Source organism: Shewanella sp. S1-58-MNA-CIBAN-0166 (genome assembly GCF_040310085.1).
Lineage (GTDB): Bacteria > Pseudomonadota > Gammaproteobacteria > Enterobacterales > Shewanellaceae > Shewanella.
In genome coordinates this window covers 20,050-39,359 of the sequence record NZ_JBEOPN010000011.1, presented here as the reverse complement: position 1 = coordinate 39,359, position 19,310 = coordinate 20,050, and the positions used below count along the sequence as shown (strand labels likewise).

Genomic DNA, 19,310 nt, shown 5'->3' with positions numbered 1-19,310 from the left:
GTTGAGTGATAGTGTTGAGTGATAGTGTTGAGTGATGTATAGCGGATAATACGCGACCTCTATTGGGGTCGCGTATTGCTTTGTATCACCGCAACAGCATGATGATAGTGTTTGGAGTATGGCTATTTTGTTTGCGGTAAAGTGGCTTCTGCAACGATGACTTTAGGGTTTCTAGGGTAGAAATCATCTGCTTTACGATCGATATGACTAAATTGGCGAGTGTTTTTATAGGGCAGTTTCATAAAACCTGAAATGCCATGACCTTGAATTTTATTTGCGTGAGTCATAATTCTATCCAAACAGGCTCGAAATGCCGCCTGTTTTCGTGGATTTAATAAACGTAAGTAACTGTGGATTTTTAAATGGTTTGGTAGTGCTTCAAAAATAATACAGCCAGTATGGTGGATTTGATTTAACCACCCCAGTTCGGTCATGATTTCTGCTGGCAGTTCCAAGTTTTCTTCCGGATCTTTACCGTCTTCAAAGTATGAGTGCAGCCGAGACTTATCTTCTAAGGTGGGCACATCACCGACCTCAAAAGGCATTTGCAGTTCACCGGTTATTTTATATTGGTGCTCGGTACTTTTTCGCTCAAGGTGTAAGGTGTCTTTGGCATTAAAGAAGCAAGCCTTGAACACCCCAATCCGCTTAATTCCTCGCGCCATGGTGACCATATTATTTACTGCTAACACTAACGGCGCTTTACTGTCGGGATCGTAAATAGCTAAATTGGAGTCGATAAACACCCCAGACTCTTGCCAATGGATCACCAAACCGCCGACGATTGGATACTGTGCTAAACGGCCTACTGCGGCAATAAAGCCTTTTTCGGTATCGGCCATACCCACCATAAAATTGCGATAGTATTTTTCTAATTGCACATCATCCATTTTGGCAATGGGATCCAGAGTATTGTGCTCTTTCAAAAACGATTTACGCGAGCTGTAACTTACGGTTTCGACGGCTTTAGATCGCGGTTGAGCCCACACCGGAATGTCGGGTGCTAGCGGAGGTGTCGATAATATCGGCAAATGCATTCGATGGCTGTGGCGTAGACTTTTGAGAAAGTAGTCACCCGCAAGATTGCGCCGTTCAACATCATCACTGAGCATTGCATCGAGTGTTTTTGCCAGTTCGATAGGTAATCCTATGCTGGTGGCTGGAATGATTTTTGTGCCGAAACGGCTAATTTGTCCTGATGCGAGTGCATATAAGGTTGCAGCAGCGCCTTGCTCGTCGAATCGAGGTGTAGATAACGCACCGCTCAGTTGTTCGTCACCAATAAAATACACATCGCCCATGCGCGCGTTAGTGTGCTGTTGGTCGCTTGATAGTAAGGACATGACATTGTCATCGACCGCGCGGCCGTGTTCATCTCGCTGAGCAAATACCGCAGATCCCCAATCGATTAAGGACAATTTGTCGGTTTCAATATCATAAACCAAGTTAGATGGCTTAATATCGCCATGCACTAAAGGCTTACCCTTACGCAGATAATATAAAATATTGGCTAATTGTCTCGCAATACTGACGATAATTACCGGCGGTAAAGCCCCTAATCGCTGGCAAATTTTGTCGAGATCTTCTCCTTGAGCCCGTTCCATTACTAAAATGCCTTGCTTACCGACCCGCTCGAATTTTATCGCCCCAGGTATATTGGGGTGTTTTACTTGGCTAAGCATATAGGCTTCTTCTTCAAGCCTATCTTGGACGCTTTGGGGTAAGTTTACCCTTGAGAATTTAAACACATGTGATTGGCTAAACTCATTGATACCCGCAAATACAAAGCCATAGGCTCCCTTACCAATAAATTCAATTTGCTGATATCCCAATTTACTCAGCTGTTGCTTACACAAGCGGATCCAGGCCTTATGCTTGCGTGCATCATTGGCGCTGAGCAGATAGATGGACTGCTCTTCATTGATATAAAAGTGTTGCAGTTGCGGTGTTTGCAAAGGTAAGCCTCCTTTTTAAGTCCATTAAACCTTGATTAACCTTACTGCGGCAAGTGCTTCTTATTGAAAACAACAGATTGTATCCAAACATCCACGCAGTCTATTTAAACATGGCGGTTCTTTGACTCAATACCGCACAGTATTTTCTGTGAGCAAGGATTTTTAATTGTAAACGGCCGCTTCCTATCTAAAAAATTATGATAAGTAAACCTTGACCTATATCAAATCAAAATCAATCAACACTCGGTACTATGGCTGTACTAGTTAATCAACGTTTTTGTGAGAGGTTATATGCATAATATAAATAAAGCTGATTTAATTCAGCTATTTAATTTTCCTCGGCAGCGAATTTTACAATCAATGGAAGTCACCCATTGTCCCCATGCAGTGTTTTTTAATCAAAGTGATGAGCAATGCATAACCTGTCATCAGGGGGAGGAGTGTTTATGGATTAATCATAACGATGAAATGGTTGCGCTTGAGATGAAGTCGGTTGACCAATTAAAGCAACAATTATTAATAGCGGTCGATTACATTGACTCAAATTTAAGCCCACACCACATGTCGCGCAGAAAGTGCCAATGTGAAAACTGTCGTTGGTTAAGGCAAGTACAAATGACACTAGACGGTAAAGCTTAGGCAGTTGAATGCCAAATCATTAAGGGAGGTTGCATCCTTTTTTTTTAGTCTTTAAAGTAGCCAGCATCTCATTAGCAACTTGACTGAAGAATAGCATCATGGAACCCAGCTTTTGGCATGAAAAATGGCAGTTACAACAAATTGGTTTTCACCAAAACCAAGTGAACCCTTTTTTAGTAAAATATTGGTCGCATATTGGTTTGAATGAAAACACTGAGGTATTCGTTCCTCTATGTGGTAAATCATTGGATATGTTTTATTTGGCCGAGCAGCGCCATACTGTGCTGGGATGTGAACTCAATACCCTCGCAGTTGAACAATTTTTTACCGACAATGATCTTACTTATCAAGTTAATCCTACCGACGAACATGTAGTCTTTTCTGCCGATCAAGTCACCTTATATCAAGGGGATATTTTTACTCTACCCAAAAGTGCAACAGCGTCGATTAGTGGTTTTTACGATCGTGCTGCCCTGATTGCGTGGCCAGAAGAAATGCGCCAACAGTATGTTAAAGCACTCGCTGCGCTTATACCGGCGAATGTAAGTGGCTTATTAATTACCCTAGATTACCTACAAGATACTCTAAAAGGGCCGCCATTTGCAGTTAGTCCAGATTGGGTTAAAAGCTATTTAACGCCATATTTTGATGTTGAATTATTGGAGTGTGTTGATGTACTGGCTGACAATCCGAGGTTTATGAATAAACACGTGCCTTGGCTTAATGAAGCTGTTTATAAGTTGACCCGAAAATCATAAACAGACCCTAAAACCTACCTATAACATCGGTAGGTTTTTTTATAACAGGCTAAGTCGGCTGTTTTCTGTAGACTAGCAAATGAATAATCAAAGGATCCGCAATGAACTTCAGTGATAAACCTGACCGCACATCGTCAAAAGCCCATAAATGGGAAAAATACAAAGGTACAGATATATTGCCTATGTGGATTGCTGATACTGAGTTTCGCTGTGCTGAGCCTATTTTGTCTGCCTTACATCAGCGCATTGATGATGGCCTGTTCGGTTATACCCTTCCAGCTCACGATACCGATGCCAGTGAGGCCGTTGTGGCGTGGTGTCAACGTCAATATAACTGGAAGATTGATCCTAGTTGGCTAGTGTGGACTCCGGGTGTGGTGCCTGCATTTAATGTGGCTATTCAAGCTTATTGCCAAGCAGGTGATACGGTTATCGTACAAACACCCAATTATCCTCCTATATTGGCTGCACCGGCAATTAATCATCTCAAGCGAACTTGTATCGGCTCGATAGAAGTGGATGGTCGCTGGACACTCGATTTTGATGCCTTGGAAGAGGCTGCTGCGGATCCTAAAGCCAGCTTATTTATTATGTGTAATCCAATGAATCCGCTTGGAACCGTCTTAAACCAAGCAGAACTCGACACAATTGCAGCAATATGCAGAAAACATGGCGTCATGCTGTGCTCGGATGAAATACACTGTGATTTAATTTTAGATGACGTGCCACATTTACCCGCCAGTGCGCATCCAGAATTGGCTGAGCATTCAGTGACATTAATGGCCGCCAGTAAAACCTTCAATATCGCGGGATTAGGTACGTCTTTCGCTATTATTCCAAACGAAAAATTAAGAGTAGCATTCAACCATGCAGCCCGCGGCAGGTTACCATCGGTAACAGTCACAGGTCTTACCGCCACCAATGCAGCCTTCAGGCATTGCGATGAGTGGCATCAACAACAAGTGGCGTATTTAACTGAAAATCGTGATTATCTAGTGACTGAAATCAACAAAATCGACGGTTTAAAAGCTATCTCACCCGCGGCGACTTTTTTACTGTGGGTTGATGCCAGCGGTTTACAAGTCCCCGATACGCAAGCCTGGTGTGAAGCCAAAGGTGTCGGCCCATCAGCGGGCAGAGACTTTGGTGATAAAGACTGTTTTCGCTTGAACTTCGGCTGTTCACGAGTTTATTTAGTCGAAGCAATTAAAAAACTGCAGGGCAGAGACGTTTAACCACCGGCAAAACTTTTTTTTACGGGTAATATCAATATAAAGTAAAAAAATTGACCCTTTATCCAGTAGTTAATCGTATGAATATAGAATAAGAATTAAAGGAACGTGTTTCACGATGACATTACCTATACAAAACGCTCAAGGAATGGCTAAACGATCCGCAACATTTGTTGACTCTGGATCGTTGCGCCGAACCCCTACACTGGACAGTGGCACCGTGGATGATAAGCGCCAAGAAATAGCGCTTTACTTCACCAACACCTTTGATACCTATACGCAACTGTTTGATTGTTTGCGCGACGATACTGGTTTCTATCAAAAACCTATACCTTTGCGCCACCCGCTTATTTTTTATCTTGGGCATACGGCCACTTTTTTCATCAACAAGCTACTATTGGCAAAACTGATATCCGATCGGATTAATCCTCATATGGAATCTATTTTTGCTGTGGGCGTTGATGAAATGAGCTGGGATGATCTGTCTGAAGACAGTTATGACTGGCCCAGTGTTGCTGCGGTAAAAGACTACCGTGCAAAAGTGCGCGCCACAGTATTAACATTAATTGATACCTTGGACCTTGCCCTACCCATTGATTGGGAAAATACCTGGTGGCCCATCGTCATGGGTATTGAGCACGAACGGATTCACCTTGAGACATCGTCGGTACTCATTCGCCAACATGAGTTGGCTAAAGTCCAGCCATTACCTCAATGGCCAGCTTGTAAAGATGCTGGCCAAGCCCCAAAAAATAAACTAATAAGCGTCGCCGCTGGCTCAGTTAATCTTGGACAATCATTTGATAGTGCATTTTATGGCTGGGACAATGAATATGGCCAACATCAGGCTGAGGTAGCTGAGTTTAAAGCCAGCCAATATTTAGTCAGCAATCAGGAGTTCCTCGAGTTTGTTGAGGACGGTGGTTATGAGCATAATCGTTTTTGGAGTGATGAAGGTCTGGCTTGGCGGCAATTTACTGAGGCAAAACACCCAGCATTTTGGCGTTGGCACAATGGCTGGCGCTTGCGCTTAATGACGGAAGAAATTGATATGGCTTGGGACTGGCCTGCCGAAGTTAACTATCATGAAGCGAAAGCGTTTTGTGAATGGAAGACTGAAGAAACTGGACAGAAAATTCGCATGCCAACTGAAGACGAATGGTATCGATTGTGTGCACAAGCGGGCGTAGAAGAGCTGGGTAGCAGCGCGGCCAATGCAAACTTGCATCTCGACCATTTTGCATCATGCTGCCCGGTAACACGCTATCAACATGGCAATTGGTTTGATGTGGTGGGCAACGTATGGCAATGGACTGAAACGCCTATTTACCCCTTCGATAACTTTAAAGTACATCCACTGTATGACGATTTCACCACGCCAACTTTTGATGGTAAACACAACTTGATCAAAGGTGGTTCATGGATTTCAAGTGGAAACGAAGCGCGTCTTAGTGCACGTTATGCATTTAGGCGTCACTTTACGCAGCACGCCGGATTTCGTTATATTGCCTCTGAAGTTGAGGCAACGTCTCCTAAGGCTTACTACGAAAGTGACCAATTATTGTCAGAATATGCAGAGTTTCACTTTGGTGACACCTGGTATGGCGTAGAGAATTTTCCTAAAGCTTTAGCTGATATTGCACTTGAGGCAATGAAGGGTAAACCCACCGGTAAAGCACTTGACTTAGGTTGTGCCTGTGGCCGAGCAAGTTTTGAGTTGGCCCGCCAGTTCGATGAAGTAGACGGTATTGATTTTTCAGCAAACTTTACTCGCCTAGCAGCTAAAATGGCGCAGCAAGGCGCAGTGCGTTACGCCCGTGCCGAAGAAGGCGAATTAGTGAGCTATCATACTCGTACCCTGCAAGAATTAGGGTTGGACACTTATGCAAACCGTGTCGCATTTCATCAAGGCGACGCCTGTAACCTCAAACCCCAATTCACGGCTTATGATTTAGTTTTAGCCGCTAATTTGATTGACCGACTCTACCAGCCGAGTCGTTTTCTGGCGGATATGGCACAGCGCATCAATGATGGCGGCTTGCTTATTATTGCATCGCCTTACACGTGGTTGGAAGAACATACACCTAAGGAAGAGTGGATAGGTGGTTTCAAAAAAGATGGTGAAAACTACAGCACGTTAGATGGCTTGAAAGATCAACTATCAAGCCATTTTAAGTTGGTTGGTGAGCCGCGCAAAGTCCCGTTTGTGATCCGCGAAACTCAGCACAAGTTTCAGCATACTTTGTCTGAACTTACGGTTTGGGAGCGCTTGCCACGCTGATAAGTGTCTCAATTTCTTGAGCAATCAATTTGTGGTCTGCCAGTTGTTCAAACCAGCTGGTGGCCACAGCATCGCTTTGCAATCCCAGTAAGGTTCCCAGCACTATTCCTCGATGTACGTTGTCACCGCCTAAGTTAGTATTCACTCGCAGTGCTTGCCAAGGATCATGTTGGTATTTACAGGCCAAATACAAGACGACAGGCCAAGAATCTGAAATATAACATGCCCTTGAAAATATTTGGCCGACGACCTGATTGTCGGGCACATTACGTTTTAACAGACCGGCTAAATTAGTACTGGTTAGGCCTATGCTTGCTTCAAGTAAAAGAGCCTTAACGCCTGCTTCATCCGGCCCATCCATCAGAGCGCACAACAGTTGCACGTAGCTATCACATACCTGCATTAAAGATTCATCAGGATGGGTTAAGGCCAGATGCGCTCGGCAGGTAATCTTTATTTCGGCTTCGCTGATGCCCTTAAGTCGTTCTGAAAAAACCAAAGGTGCTATGGTCACCAATGCACCAATAGATGCAGTGTCGTGAGTTATCATGCCACAGTTTTCAAGCTTGCGTCCCTGCGCCAAGTTAGCAAAAAATCCTCTATGGTAGGACTCTGCATAAGTATCGGGATGAGCGGCGGGAGTTATTGTCATAAAGTCAATGTAGGCATTAACAAATGCTTGTCGGTCATAGGGGTGTGGCGAACTCGCCAGGGTGCGCATCACTACTCGAGCGCAATGGGCGTTGAGGGTGTTTTCACCCGCCAGCATGCCTTGATGATAATGTACATTCGGTTTGTCCCAAAACTGCGCCTTATCTTTTAAAATAATATCGCCTACCACTTGCGGCGACTGATCGTTAGCTGAATGCCCCTTAGACGACCGATCATTGGACTGTCGCCCCCCTTTATGTTTGGAGTGCAAGGACATAATAGATGAAGGGTGAAACTCAGGTGCGGCCTCAAAGCGCTGAATACCACCAGTAAAGGCACGCTCGATTTCCATCGGTTGATAATACCAATGCACTGGCATGGCCAAAGCATCAGCAATAAAGCTTGTTTTAAGTGCCCAGGTAACGCGAAGTGGCTGAGAAGGGTTGTGATTCATGATAATGCCTCTTTCACATGGTAAAAAAGAATACGTATCTGCATTAGATACAGCAACAATAGACTCCGCAACAATAGGTTGTGAATCGATAACTAATGGATAATTTTTACCATGTGAATATTGATTAAAAACGTATGTGGTCATACTAGATACGTTATTTATACAAAACTAGACGTTTTTTTAAGGCAATAGGCTAAATTTATTTCGCAACCAAAATCTTCAACCCGACAAGCGCAACAGCTTTTTTGAGTATGGGGAGGACGTAGAGGATGTAACCCATTGAGTTTATAAATGTGCCTGTAAATGAGCTTGTAAATGAATGTATAAATAATCATGTGCAGCACTCTGTGATGATATATCTTTTGAGTTGGCTTTTACTTGGCATTTAACATGCTGTTTATAATAGATAAAATGTTTATTTTTAATATCCTGCTTGTTTGTAGTTTACCCAATTACTTGTGCTGATATACTCAGCTTCATCCCAATTGTTACCATAATGTGTGCCAATGTCTGTAATCACTCCTAACTTACCCCGTAGCCCTAGTTTTTTGCAGTCTCTTATCTGTTTTAGCGTGATTATCATCACCATAGCGGGTGGACTTTTTGGTCTAGGGATCAGCCTGCATACACTAATGTTTCTGTGCCTGTTGTGGGTAGGACTCAACGCTTTTAGTCTTGGTTACGGCTATATACAGATACGTGAGTTGATGACTAACGCCCTCACCAGAGCCATGCCTGCCATCTATATATTTATATTGATCGGCATGGTGATTGCTAGTTTTATGCACAGTGGCACCATCGCCACACTTATTTATTATGGCCTTAGCTGGTTGAGTCCGAGTTTGTTTTTGGCCGTTGGTTTATTACTGTGCGCCTTGATGTCGCTAGCAACTGGAACATCTTGGGGTACCGTCGGCACTTTAGGTGTGGTTTTTATTGGTATCGGCTCTGCCATGAATATCCCCCTACCTTTGGTTGCCGGTATGATTGTCTGCGGTGCAACCTTCGGTGATAAAATGTCGCCGATTTCAGATACCACAAACCTTGCTGCTATGAGTGCTGGCACCGATCTTTATCGACACATTTATGCCATGCTGTTCACTACTACGCCGACTTTTATCCTCACTTTTTTAATATTTTTAGCGATCGGATTTAACTATGGTGAGCAAAATCTAGACTTGGCAGAAGTTACCTCAATTCAAACCTCACTTGCCAACAATTACAGCCTTACGCCGCTGATTACGTTATTACCACTGATTTTACTCGCGGTACTGAGCATTAGAAAAGTGCCCGCAGAAGTGACGATGTCATGCAGCATAATACTCGCCGTGCTAATCGCGATTTTTTATCAGCAAGAAAGTGCTATCTCCGTGCTTAATGCACTGTGGGAAAATACGCCCGAATCAACGGGTATCGCCAGTTTAGATGCTTTGCTTGGTCGCGGCGGCATTAGCAGTATGAGCTGGACCTTGCTGCTGGCGTTAATGGCTATCGCGCTAGGCGGCATTTTACACGGCGCGGGATTTCTCACCGCACTATTAGCCGGCATCATAAAAAGAGTGCAGCGCACCGCCACCCTTATTGCGACGACGATTATGTCCGGTTTTTTAGGTAACATTGCTATGGGAGAGGCTTATATTTCGATTATTCTCAGTTGCCAACTGTTTAAGCCCAAATATGAGCAACAAAATTTAGAGGCCGCCATTCTTTCGCGCTCAGTTGAAGAAGGTGCCACTATGACTACAGGCCTTATTCCGTGGACCACAGCAGGTGCCTTTTATACCGCCACTCTAGGGGTAGACGTACTTGACTACGCGCCCTATGCTTTTTTCAACTACCTTAATGCCATCATCGCAGTGGCAATGGCCGCCTTTGGTATTGGGCTTCTCAAGCCGAAAACTAAACCAGCTTTGGCGTAAAGGATATTAATCTCTTATCAATCCATAGGACTGTTAGCGTTAAGACTGTAAATTTAGCCAATGCTTGAGCTGAATCGACCGCCATAGCGTTTAACATTTTTTATAGCATTGTTTTTATAACATAGTATTTATAGCATTGATTATAAATACTATTAGCTACACTTCGTCTTCAAAGATACTTTCAATAGGTAGCTTGAATAAACGTGCCGCTTTAAAGGCTAATGGCAAACTAGGATCAAACTTACCAGTTTCGATCGCATTGATCGTCTGCCTGGAAACATTAAGTAAGTCTGCTAGTTGTGCTTGTGTCAGGTCTTGCTCTGCCCTGAGTACTTTTAGGCGATTTTTCATTGGTACTTCCTATGGCCTAAAATAATACCGACTAAATAGGTGAGTCCCATAATGATCACCAAGTGAGAAATTTCCGCGTGACCAGCTATTAAGTTTGTTGTGTCTAAATTTGAGTAGCTCAAGCCAACAATTAGCCCCACCCCCAGACTGAGGCCCATCGCATTTAATTGAATTTTTTGCTGCAATTCATCTAAGCCAAGTAGTTGGCGTCTATTGGCTAAAATCATCCCGATACCCATCATGAAATTAATGCCAATGGCCATTATGGTGATGACATCTTGTTGCCAAATAAATTGTGGACCAAAGTTGGCGACGGCCATACTTATCACCCACGCTAAAGTCCATTTTGCTAAACGAGCTGTATTATGTTTGTTGGTATTTTTCCAGTCTTGATTGTGTGTTAGTGGCGACATTATCAACATTCCCTTGGTCGTGTTTAGTTGTCATTATGTCAACTAAGCTTGACTTTAAGTTATCGCAATCTATTAATGCTTGTCAAGTAAACTTTACTTTTTCGAGGTGTTGTAAATTAACCTCAACTCGGGTTAAAAGGTGGGATATGTAAGGCAAAATATAATATTCGGCCTATTTCATATCAAACTTGTTATAGCCAGTTGCACACGTGTAAGTGAACCATTATGTTCACTTACAGATTAAAGTTTGACGAACAATCACACTTCTGTCGGCACTATTTTTGTATAGTGCCAAGGGATTTAATGAGCCTCAGGACCCTGTAACAGTTTGTTTGTCGCAGTCGCTAATCATCTTCGAATATCTTGTTGATATGGATTGAAGGGCCTGTGAGTATCATCGCAGGATATTCAGTAAAACCTTATAGTGTATCGATTCACTTAATAAAGTAGGACAGTGATCCCCATGAAAACTAAAATAATATTAGACACAGATCCCGGTATTGATGATGTATTTGCTATTCTGTTTGCCGAAGCACATCCCGATATTGATCTTAAGGCCATCACCACGGTTTATGGCAATGTGACCATTGAAAATGCGACCCGTAATGCGCTTTATCTTAAACAAAAATTTCAGCTGCAGGCCGATATTGTCACTGGCGCGAGTAAGCCTATCGTACGTCCTCCTGTTGGCCCAACGGTCGTTGTTCACGGTGAAGGTGGCTTTGGAGATGTGAATGTCCCAGCCGAAGTAGAAGGTCAAGCTGATCCGCGGCCTGCGTATCAATACATCATTGACGCTGTAAAGGCGGAGCCTGGTGAGATTACTTTAGTGGCCATCGGTCCGTTAACTAACCTTGCGCTAGCGCTTCAGGCTGACCCAAGCATTGTCGACTTAGTTAACAAGGTGGTCATTATGGGTGGCGCTTTTGGTGAGAACGGTCATCGTGGCAATGTGACCCCTTTTGCCGAAGCTAATGTACACGATGACCCTCATGCTGCTGATATAGTGTTGACGGCCTCATGGCCTGTGGTTGTGATTGGCTTAGACGTGACTGAACAAAGCTTTTTTACTCGTGATTATCTTGATCAATTGCGTGACAATGCAGGCGACGTTGGCCAATTTATTTGGGATGTTAGCCGGTTCTATTTGAGGTTTTATAGTGAAAAAGTGGGCTTAGAAGCTTGCCATGTGCATGACCCCTCTGCAATTGCCTATGTGATTAATCCAGAGTTGTTCACACTTAGAGAAGGGCCAATACGAGTCGTTGTCGATGGTGTTGCCGAAGGAATGACCATTCAGAAGATTGATGACCGTGTTTACCCGCATGATGAATGGATGAATCAGGCGCCGCAACAGGTTGCAGTCGCGGTCAAAGATGCCGAACTATTGGAGCTATATCGCGACAGTATTATCAATTATGCCGCAAGATTGAAATAGCACTGTCGGCATCTGGCGGACTAATACCGCTTGCAAATGAGCGCAGTAATTACTGCGCTTTTTCATGGGAGTTCGACTCTAGTATTTTACATTAGTGTTTTACATTAGTGCTTTACATTAGAACTCTGCACTCGCTATTAAGCATTAAGTCTTGCTGCGACAAGTGAGCCGTCTGGCATATTTGCTGCGCCGAGGCGCTCAACAGCGAGTGACGCATAAGCGTTGGCATATTTAGCGGCCTGATGCAGTGTACTGCCTCTAGCAAGCTCAGCGACTAAAGCGCCATTAAAAGCATCGCCTGCACCAGTGGTATCAACAACCGCGCTTTTTAGTGCATCTAGCAGGGTGAATTGATCATTTTCATAAAGTAATACCCCATCAGATCCGAGAGTGATGACTACCGATGTTACGCCTAAGGCATGTATTGCAATCGCGGCCTGCTTAGCACTGTCTAGATTGGTTACTTCGATTCCTGTCATTAACGAAGCTTCTGTTTCATTAGGGGTGATCATATCAACCAAAGGTAATAGCTCGAGAGTTCTCTGATGATACGGCGCCGGATTGAGGATCACTTTTGCGCCATTGTCTTTGGCAATGCTCATCGCGAGCTTGATAGCATCAAAATTGGTTTCAAGCTGGGTTAAAAATAATTGTGCACTAACAATATGGTGTTTGGCTGAGTGTATTTCATCATCGGTCAGCGTCATGTTTGCGCCTTCGTTGACCGCAATCATATTCTCGCCAGCTTGTTCACTAACGTAAATCATCGCGGTACCTGTCGGGCTAGTTGATGACTCGAGAATAATCGTGTTGTCTATGCCGGTACTGTTGAGGTGTTGGCGCGCAAATTGACTAAATTGATCAGTACCAATTTTAGTCATAAAGGTAATATGGGCACCATTTTTAGCCGCAGCATAAGCTTGGTTTGCCCCTTTGCCGCCAGCGCCAATACTACTGCTACTTGAATGCAAGGTTTCGCCCGGTTGGGGAAAGCGTGCTAATTTTGCCACAATATCGACATTGAATGAGCCAAGTACAAATACATTATGTTTCATTTTGATTAATCTACCTTGGTTTGAGTCGAGTTCTTTGCTGTGATTCAGTATGCTGCGGTCGAGTAATTCTGCCAACATAGCGTCCAAGCTATACTTTTTGATATTCGCGCCTTCAGACTGACAGACTCCGCCATGAATTCGTTTTACTAGACCGTCTTTTTCCAGCTGCACGAGATCACAACGAACCGTTTTAGCGGTTACTGCCAGTAATGTGGATATTTTTTGGTTAGACAGTTTTTTATGCATACTGAGTAACTTGAGAATAACAGCCAGTCTTTCATTTCGACTTAGTTTTTTCATAATGGAATATAGTGCTTCAGCAGAAAATAAATTGTGATAAAGACCAGAGCTTAACATGCAAAGTGAACCAGTTGGTTCGTTTGCTATTGGTTGTTTGGGGGGGAGAATGATTTGGTCGCATTTATTTCAATGAGCCTGCTTAAATGAGTTTAGTCAAATCAGCTTAATTTATTGCGCTTAGTGAAGTGAGTTTCATTAAATGTACTTAGTAAGGAAGACGGGGTTTACTGCATATATTATATTATTCATTCTATTCACAGTGGTTTTTGAGAGTAAATATATGGTGAGCGAGTTTACTTTGTTGTCGTAAGTGATTGATTATTAATTATGGCTTGTAGCGTCTGTACTGCTATCCTCATTGCATTCTTTGCGGATCAGCCCACGACTACGTGATGAATTGCTTTATTCAATATAGTCTCGCGGGAATCTCCATTGGTGGCAATAGTCTGTTGGCCCCAATTGAGTTTGTTAGGGCCAGTTAGATTGAATGGACTAAAAAGTGCAACTGCTTCCACTCAGCCTTATATGCAGCCCTTTCAATCGTGAGACTTTATGCGGTGAAGAGAACCTTCAGCCTTGTGAATACAGAACTGTGAATACGAGTGCTATTAAAACTAGTGCTGTAAATGTATTTCCTTTACCGGGCAAGGTATCTTAATTTTGGCTTGATTGAGTGCTTTGATTATGGCTAGGTTAGTGTGGTACTTCTCTTCGAAATAGCGTGTTGTCGGTACCCAATAACGTACACCAACTTCTATCCCCACAGTATTAAATCCATTGATGCCGACTAATGGTTTCTTGTCTTGATAAATTGCCGGAGCAGCGGCAAGCACGCCATTAATTAATTGGATAACATGACCCGCATCAGCTTGGTAATCAATGTTAATTTTGTTTTCAACCAATTTATAAGCGAATGAATTATGTAAAATTTCACCGACAATGTGCTTGTTGGGAATACTGATTTGTTCGCCTTCTTCGTTGGTTAATATGGTTTGGCCTAGTTTAATGATTTCAACCACACCGCTGACACCTTTAATTTCAATGGTATTGCCAACCACAAAAGGGCGGGTGACAATAATGGTAATGCCGGCAGCATAATTAGATAACATTCCTTGTAATGCCAAGCCTGCTCCGAGTGAAGCAGCACCAATAGCAGCCACCATTGGCGTTACGCTAATCCCTAGTTTGCCTAAACAGATAACAGCAACCATCACAATAATAATGATTTTAACTAAGTTGGAAGCAAAGTTACTGAGGGTGATATCAATGTTATGTTTTTTCAGTTGAGCGGCGACAACGTTGGCGGCTTTGTTTGCCACCCAAAGCCCCAATAAGAAAATAATAATCGCACCCGCAATTTGAAAGCTGTACTCAACAACAAACTCAGTGATGACGCTATAGACATTTTGCAGTTGTTGGAGCTCTTGATCTAAACTGGGTTCGTTCATTCTATGTTCCTTATTGAAGCACGTTAAGTTGTTATCAAATTGGATGATAACAACTTTTTACTCTAAGGTGTAAGTCTGTGATGAGTGTTAAATGCCATCACGGCGAAAATATTTCCAACGACTTTATGGGTATTTTTCTGACAAATGTCTATACTTTCTAGACGCAGAAACTAATCAATAACGCAGTGTATTAAGCTAGTAAGGCGTTGCGTGTTATTGATATTTCTCGAAGAATAAAAAAGTATACTTTTTGCATAAAAATTCGTTGCGTATTGATTGAAAATATCGTTTACTGCGCATGTTTTTACAGATTCGTAATGACACTTTTATCGCCCTACTTACAGGAGGCACTGGCCTAATGAGCCAATTTCAATCGATTGATGTTGCAGATTATTATGACAAGGACACGTTTGACCGCATAGAGGCATTTGCTAAAGATAAGCCAACGCCATTTGTAGTTATTGACACCCAAATCGTTGCGAAACAATATGATGATATGGTTAATAATTTTCCTTTCGCTAATATCTATTATGCGGTTAAGGCAAATCCGGCCAAAGAAATTTTAACCTTGTTACGAGACAAAGGTTCAAACTTTGATATCGCGTCCATTTATGAACTTGAAATGGTCACGTCGATAGGTGTTTCTGCTGATCGTATTAGCTACGGTAACACCATTAAGAAACGCGTTGATGTACGATCATTCTTTGAACAAGGCGTACGTATGTTTGCTTCAGATTCTGAAGCCGATTTACGCATGATTGCGGAAGAAGCTCCTGGTTCAAAAGTGTACTTGCGTATTTTAACTGAAGGTACACACACAGCCGACTGGCCTTTATCACGTAAGTTTGGTTGCCAAAATGAAATGGCGTACGACTTATTAGTATTGGCAAAAGAGTTAGGCTTACAACCGCATGGCATTTCTTTCCACGTTGGTTCACAACAACGTGATATCGGTGCGTGGGATTCTGCTATCGGTAAAGTGAAAAGCATTTACGACCGTTTAAAAGAAGAACATGGCATTGTGTTAAAGATGATCAATTTAGGGGGTGGTTTTCCTGCCAACTATATGGATAAAACGAATGAGCTAGGTGTTTATGCTCAGCAGATTAAGCATTTCCTAGAAGAAGATTTTGGTGACGAATTACCCGAGATTATTCTAGAGCCTGGCCGTTCATTGCTTTCAAATGCTGGTGTATTGGTATCTGAAGTGGTATTGATTTCGCGTAAATCAAACACTGCATTAGAGCGCTGGGTATTTACAGATGTGGGTAAGTTCTCTGGTTTAATTGAAACCATGGACGAAGCGATTAAATTCCCAATCTATACTGAGCGTAAAGGCGAGTTAGATAAGTGCGTTATTGCCGGCCCAACCTGTGACAGTGCCGATATTATGTATGAGCACTATAGCTATGGTTTACCGGTTGACTTAGCCATTGGTGACCGTATGTACTGGTTAACCGCTGGTGCTTACACTACGACCTATTCAGCAGTATGTTTTAACGGCTTCCCACCACTTAAAGATTATTATCTTTAATTAATGGTGTAGTTTGACGACATCCTAAAGGACGCACTAGCGTCCTTTATTTTTATGTGCGCCTAAACCTCTTGTTGATGATTTTTTAAAATATCTAATATTTGTTTTTTAAGGTGTAATCTCGTGCTTTTAATTAGTTTTAATTCAGCTGTTGCATCACTACTACTGTGCTTTTCTAGTGCGGTAATTTGCTCATCGAGTTGATTGTGGTCATTAAACTTTTTGATAAAGTGCTTATCTGTGACTTTAAGTTTAGAGATTAAGTCTCGGTACTCTGGAAACATAAGTTACTCCTTTAAGCTGAGTCAGCGGATTTCGGGCTCATTTCAATTTGTATTCATCAGATGTTATGCCAATAACCATGATGCTTGCTTTAGCAGCAACACAATTTGGAAATGAGATGTGTTGAATCTAATATTGATTAACTTTATGCTCAGTGGTTATGCTTACTTTCAGCCTAAAACCATTTTAGCGAGGTTAACTTGATGTAAATCACGTTAATGATTGTTAAGCGAGATAAGATATTTGTTGTTTCTATCGACCTTCAACTATGCTGAAACGGGTGTATTTGGTGGGATTTGGACATATATTAGTAATAATTTAACGAATGAATATTAACTATTATGAATTTATATGTGATCAAGTTAACCTTATCCCCCTAAAGACTAGGTTAAAGTCTGGGTTATAAGAATTTAATATTCAAAACTGAAAGGGGTTTTCACAATGTCCGATGTATTTCACTTAGGATTAACTAAAAAAATGTTAGATGGCGCTACCTTAGCAATCGTTCCTGGTGATCCAGAACGTGTTAAGCGTATTGCTGAGTTAATGGACAACGCAACGTTCTTAGCGAGCCATCGTGAATACACAAGCTACTTAGCTTATATCGATGGCAAAGCCGTGGTTGTGTGTTCAACCGGTATCGGTGGACCATCAACTTCTATTGCGGTTGAAGAATTAGCACAATTAGGTGTGAGAACTTTCTTACGCGTAGGTACAACTGGCGCAATTCAGCCGCACGTAAACGTGGGTGATGTGATTGTGACTCAAGCTTCTGTGCGTTTAGATGGCGCAAGCTTACACTTTGCACCGCTTGAGTTCCCAGCAGCAGCAGACTTTGAATGTACAACTGCTATGGTTGCAGCATGTCGTGACGCTGGTCTAGAGCCGCACATTGGTATTACTGCTTCTTCTGATACTTTCTATCCAGGTCAAGAGCGTTACGATACTGTTTCTGGTCGCATTACGCAGCGTTATGTTGGCTCTATGAAAGAGTGGCAGTCAATGGGTGTGCTGAACTATGAAATGGAATCAGCTACGCTATTTACAATGTGTGCAACTCAAGGTTGGCGTGCAGCATGTGTTGCCGGTGTTATTGTAAACCGCACACAGCAAGAGATCCCTGACGAAGCGACAATGAAGAAGACTGAAGTAAGTGCCGTGTCTATTGTTGTAGCAGCAGCGAAAAAATTATTAGCTTAAGCTAATGTTTTAATCATCACGTTATAACAAGATATTGTGTAAAAACAGATTGTGTTAAGGCTGATGGCGTTAAAACGGATTACGCAAAACAAATTGCCTCAAATCAATGAGTGTTGAAATGTAATCATTAAAAAAGGTGCCTAGGCACCTTTTTTGTTATCTAATTTATATCAATAGCGGCATCAATTAGAAATGATATTGCGCAATAATTGAGTAGGTATTTTGGTCGATACCCGCAACACCGTATTTGCTTTGCCAGTAATCATATTCAAAACCTACCAACAGTTTGTTTTGCTTGTGATCACCGAACAGTGTTTTACCTAAGTCATACTTTATTTGTGGGTTGATGTGCAGGTTTTCGTCGTAGCCGTTGTTGTCGGCAGAAAATACCCAATCAATGAAGCCATCTATAATAATGTTGGCATTGCCCACTGGCATGTCGATTCTAAATACCGGCGTAAACTGCCAACCATCACTGATATTACCGCTGCTTATTGCATCTCGGCGGTAAGTGTTCAGTTGTAAATAGCTAAAAAATGGCACGTCAAGGTCTACACCAATACCATAAAGCATGCTGTGAACTGGACCTTCACCTTCTTCGTAAGTTAATGCTAAAGAGACATCTTTTATCGCACCAAAGCTCACTGGCTGACCCAATATTTTGCTAGCACTGAAGCGCGGAGATATTTCGCCATAAGTCGAACTATTAACACCGTTATTATTACCATTAAAATTAATAAAATCTTGGAATGCAAACCAATCGCCATACTTCCAAGCACCGGCTGTTTCTAGGGTAATGGTTGTTTGTCTTTCTGATGGCGCTAAGTCATAGTTTTCGCCATGCAAGACAGTAGCGCTAACATCCCACCATTGAACTAAGTCGTCAGCAAAAACATTTTGTGAGAGTACTAATGTGGCTAAAAGGTAGATTTTTTTCATTTTTCTTCCGGTTAGTAAAATGATCAGAGACGTCAATTTTGACAGTTTAAAGGTAAGTTTTATAGCGATCGAGGTTAAATTTGTGACCTATTATTCCCAATCGTGCACAATGGGGCGCAATATATTCAATATTTTGAAAGAGCACAATTAAAACCGACCAGAATGTACAGATTTCATTGTTTTCATCATCAATATAATCTTATGACAGGTATTAGCACTGTCAATGCGATGTAACGCATAAAGGTGTTTGATTGGCGCTGTTATCTTACTTAAAACGAATACCACCATGGTGACAAATAAAATGTCACTTTGCAGTAATACTGATTTTTATAGGGGGACTTATTATTACAGTTACTCATTACTAGCGATACGTATTCGTGTGGTAATGGTAAGTTGATGAATCGTTTGTCCCGTTTACTGTTCGCAACAACGCTTTGACATAATATGTCGCATTAATAAAT

16 protein-coding genes are annotated in these 19,310 nt (G+C 42.3%); 8 read left to right on the top strand and 8 right to left on the bottom strand.

Features of this window, described 5'->3' with window-relative positions; translation table 11 throughout:
- Window positions 1-122: 122 nt before the first annotated feature.
- Window positions 123-1,955: a protein kinase domain-containing protein gene (locus AAEY99_RS08715; protein ID WP_350978948.1), complete on the bottom strand. Its 1,833-nt coding sequence runs from the start codon at window positions 1,953-1,955 to the stop codon at window positions 123-125.
- 291 nt (window positions 1,956-2,246) lie between these two features.
- Between AAEY99_RS08715 and AAEY99_RS08710 the strand changes: the two genes are divergently transcribed.
- The 4 genes from AAEY99_RS08710 (at window position 2,247) to ovoA (ending at window position 6,865) form a co-directional block, all read left to right on the top strand.
- Entirely contained in the window at window positions 2,247-2,594 is a 348-nt protein-coding gene (locus AAEY99_RS08710) for a hypothetical protein (protein WP_101085154.1), read from the top strand.
- A 98-nt stretch (window positions 2,595-2,692) separates the two neighbouring features.
- Complete coding sequence (locus AAEY99_RS08705) at window positions 2,693-3,352, top strand: thiopurine S-methyltransferase (protein ID WP_182743103.1); 660 nt, start codon at window positions 2,693-2,695, stop codon at window positions 3,350-3,352.
- A gap of 101 nt (window positions 3,353-3,453) precedes the next feature.
- On the top strand, window positions 3,454-4,587 hold the full coding sequence (locus tag AAEY99_RS08700) for a MalY/PatB family protein (RefSeq protein WP_351010098.1): 1,134 nt from the start codon (window positions 3,454-3,456) through the stop codon (window positions 4,585-4,587).
- A 115-nt stretch (window positions 4,588-4,702) separates the two neighbouring features.
- Window positions 4,703-6,865, top strand: a complete 2,163-nt coding sequence (gene ovoA / locus AAEY99_RS08695; RefSeq protein ID WP_335691177.1) for a 5-histidylcysteine sulfoxide synthase — start codon at window positions 4,703-4,705, stop codon at window positions 6,863-6,865.
- Here ovoA and AAEY99_RS08690 read toward each other — a convergent pair.
- Window positions 6,837-7,970, bottom strand: coding sequence for an ADP-ribosylglycohydrolase family protein (locus AAEY99_RS08690; RefSeq protein WP_351010202.1), 1,134 nt, complete (start codon window positions 7,968-7,970; stop codon window positions 6,837-6,839). The genes ovoA and AAEY99_RS08690 overlap by 29 nt on opposite strands.
- Window positions 7,971-8,476: 506 nt before the next feature.
- Here AAEY99_RS08690 and nhaC point away from each other — a divergent pair.
- Window positions 8,477-9,889, top strand: a complete 1,413-nt coding sequence (gene nhaC / locus AAEY99_RS08685) for a Na+/H+ antiporter NhaC (RefSeq protein ID WP_351010095.1) — start codon at window positions 8,477-8,479, stop codon at window positions 9,887-9,889.
- A gap of 156 nt (window positions 9,890-10,045) precedes the next feature.
- Here the strand turns inward: nhaC and AAEY99_RS08680 are convergent, their stop codons facing one another.
- Both AAEY99_RS08680 and AAEY99_RS08675 read right to left on the bottom strand, forming a co-directional pair.
- Entirely contained in the window at window positions 10,046-10,240 is a 195-nt protein-coding gene (locus AAEY99_RS08680; protein ID WP_162023905.1) for a helix-turn-helix transcriptional regulator, read from the bottom strand.
- Window positions 10,237-10,653: a hypothetical protein gene (locus tag AAEY99_RS08675; protein ID WP_101085159.1), complete on the bottom strand. Its 417-nt coding sequence runs from the start codon at window positions 10,651-10,653 to the stop codon at window positions 10,237-10,239. Before AAEY99_RS08675 ends, AAEY99_RS08680 begins: the two co-directional genes overlap by 4 nt.
- Window positions 10,654-11,116: 463 nt before the next feature.
- On the opposite strand from AAEY99_RS08675, the gene AAEY99_RS08670 reads away from it, so the two are divergent.
- Complete coding sequence (locus tag AAEY99_RS08670; protein WP_351010092.1) at window positions 11,117-12,091, top strand: nucleoside hydrolase; 975 nt, start codon at window positions 11,117-11,119, stop codon at window positions 12,089-12,091.
- 137 nt (window positions 12,092-12,228) lie between these two features.
- On the opposite strand, the gene rbsK is transcribed toward AAEY99_RS08670, so the two are convergent.
- Window positions 12,229-13,446: a ribokinase gene (rbsK, locus tag AAEY99_RS08665; RefSeq protein WP_351010090.1), complete on the bottom strand. Its 1,218-nt coding sequence runs from the start codon at window positions 13,444-13,446 to the stop codon at window positions 12,229-12,231.
- Window positions 13,447-14,060: 614 nt separating this feature from the next.
- On the bottom strand, window positions 14,061-14,894 hold the full coding sequence (locus AAEY99_RS08660; RefSeq protein ID WP_351010088.1) for a mechanosensitive ion channel family protein: 834 nt from the start codon (window positions 14,892-14,894) through the stop codon (window positions 14,061-14,063).
- A 358-nt stretch (window positions 14,895-15,252) separates the two neighbouring features.
- Here AAEY99_RS08660 and AAEY99_RS08655 point away from each other — a divergent pair, with 358 nt between their 5' ends.
- On the top strand, window positions 15,253-16,428 hold the full coding sequence (locus AAEY99_RS08655; protein ID WP_011638842.1) for a type III PLP-dependent enzyme: 1,176 nt from the start codon (window positions 15,253-15,255) through the stop codon (window positions 16,426-16,428).
- A gap of 62 nt (window positions 16,429-16,490) precedes the next feature.
- On the opposite strand, the gene AAEY99_RS08650 is transcribed toward AAEY99_RS08655, so the two are convergent.
- Window positions 16,491-16,712, bottom strand: a complete 222-nt coding sequence (locus AAEY99_RS08650) for an HP1242/YdcH family protein (RefSeq protein ID WP_351010085.1) — start codon at window positions 16,710-16,712, stop codon at window positions 16,491-16,493.
- 439 nt (window positions 16,713-17,151) lie between these two features.
- Here AAEY99_RS08650 and udp point away from each other — a divergent pair, with 439 nt between their 5' ends.
- Window positions 17,152-17,910, top strand: coding sequence for a uridine phosphorylase (udp, locus tag AAEY99_RS08645; protein ID WP_011638840.1), 759 nt, complete (start codon window positions 17,152-17,154; stop codon window positions 17,908-17,910).
- A gap of 186 nt (window positions 17,911-18,096) precedes the next feature.
- On the opposite strand, the gene AAEY99_RS08640 is transcribed toward udp, so the two are convergent.
- Window positions 18,097-18,849, bottom strand: a complete 753-nt coding sequence (locus AAEY99_RS08640; protein ID WP_351010082.1) for an outer membrane protein OmpK — start codon at window positions 18,847-18,849, stop codon at window positions 18,097-18,099.
- Window positions 18,850-19,310 lie beyond the last annotated feature (461 nt).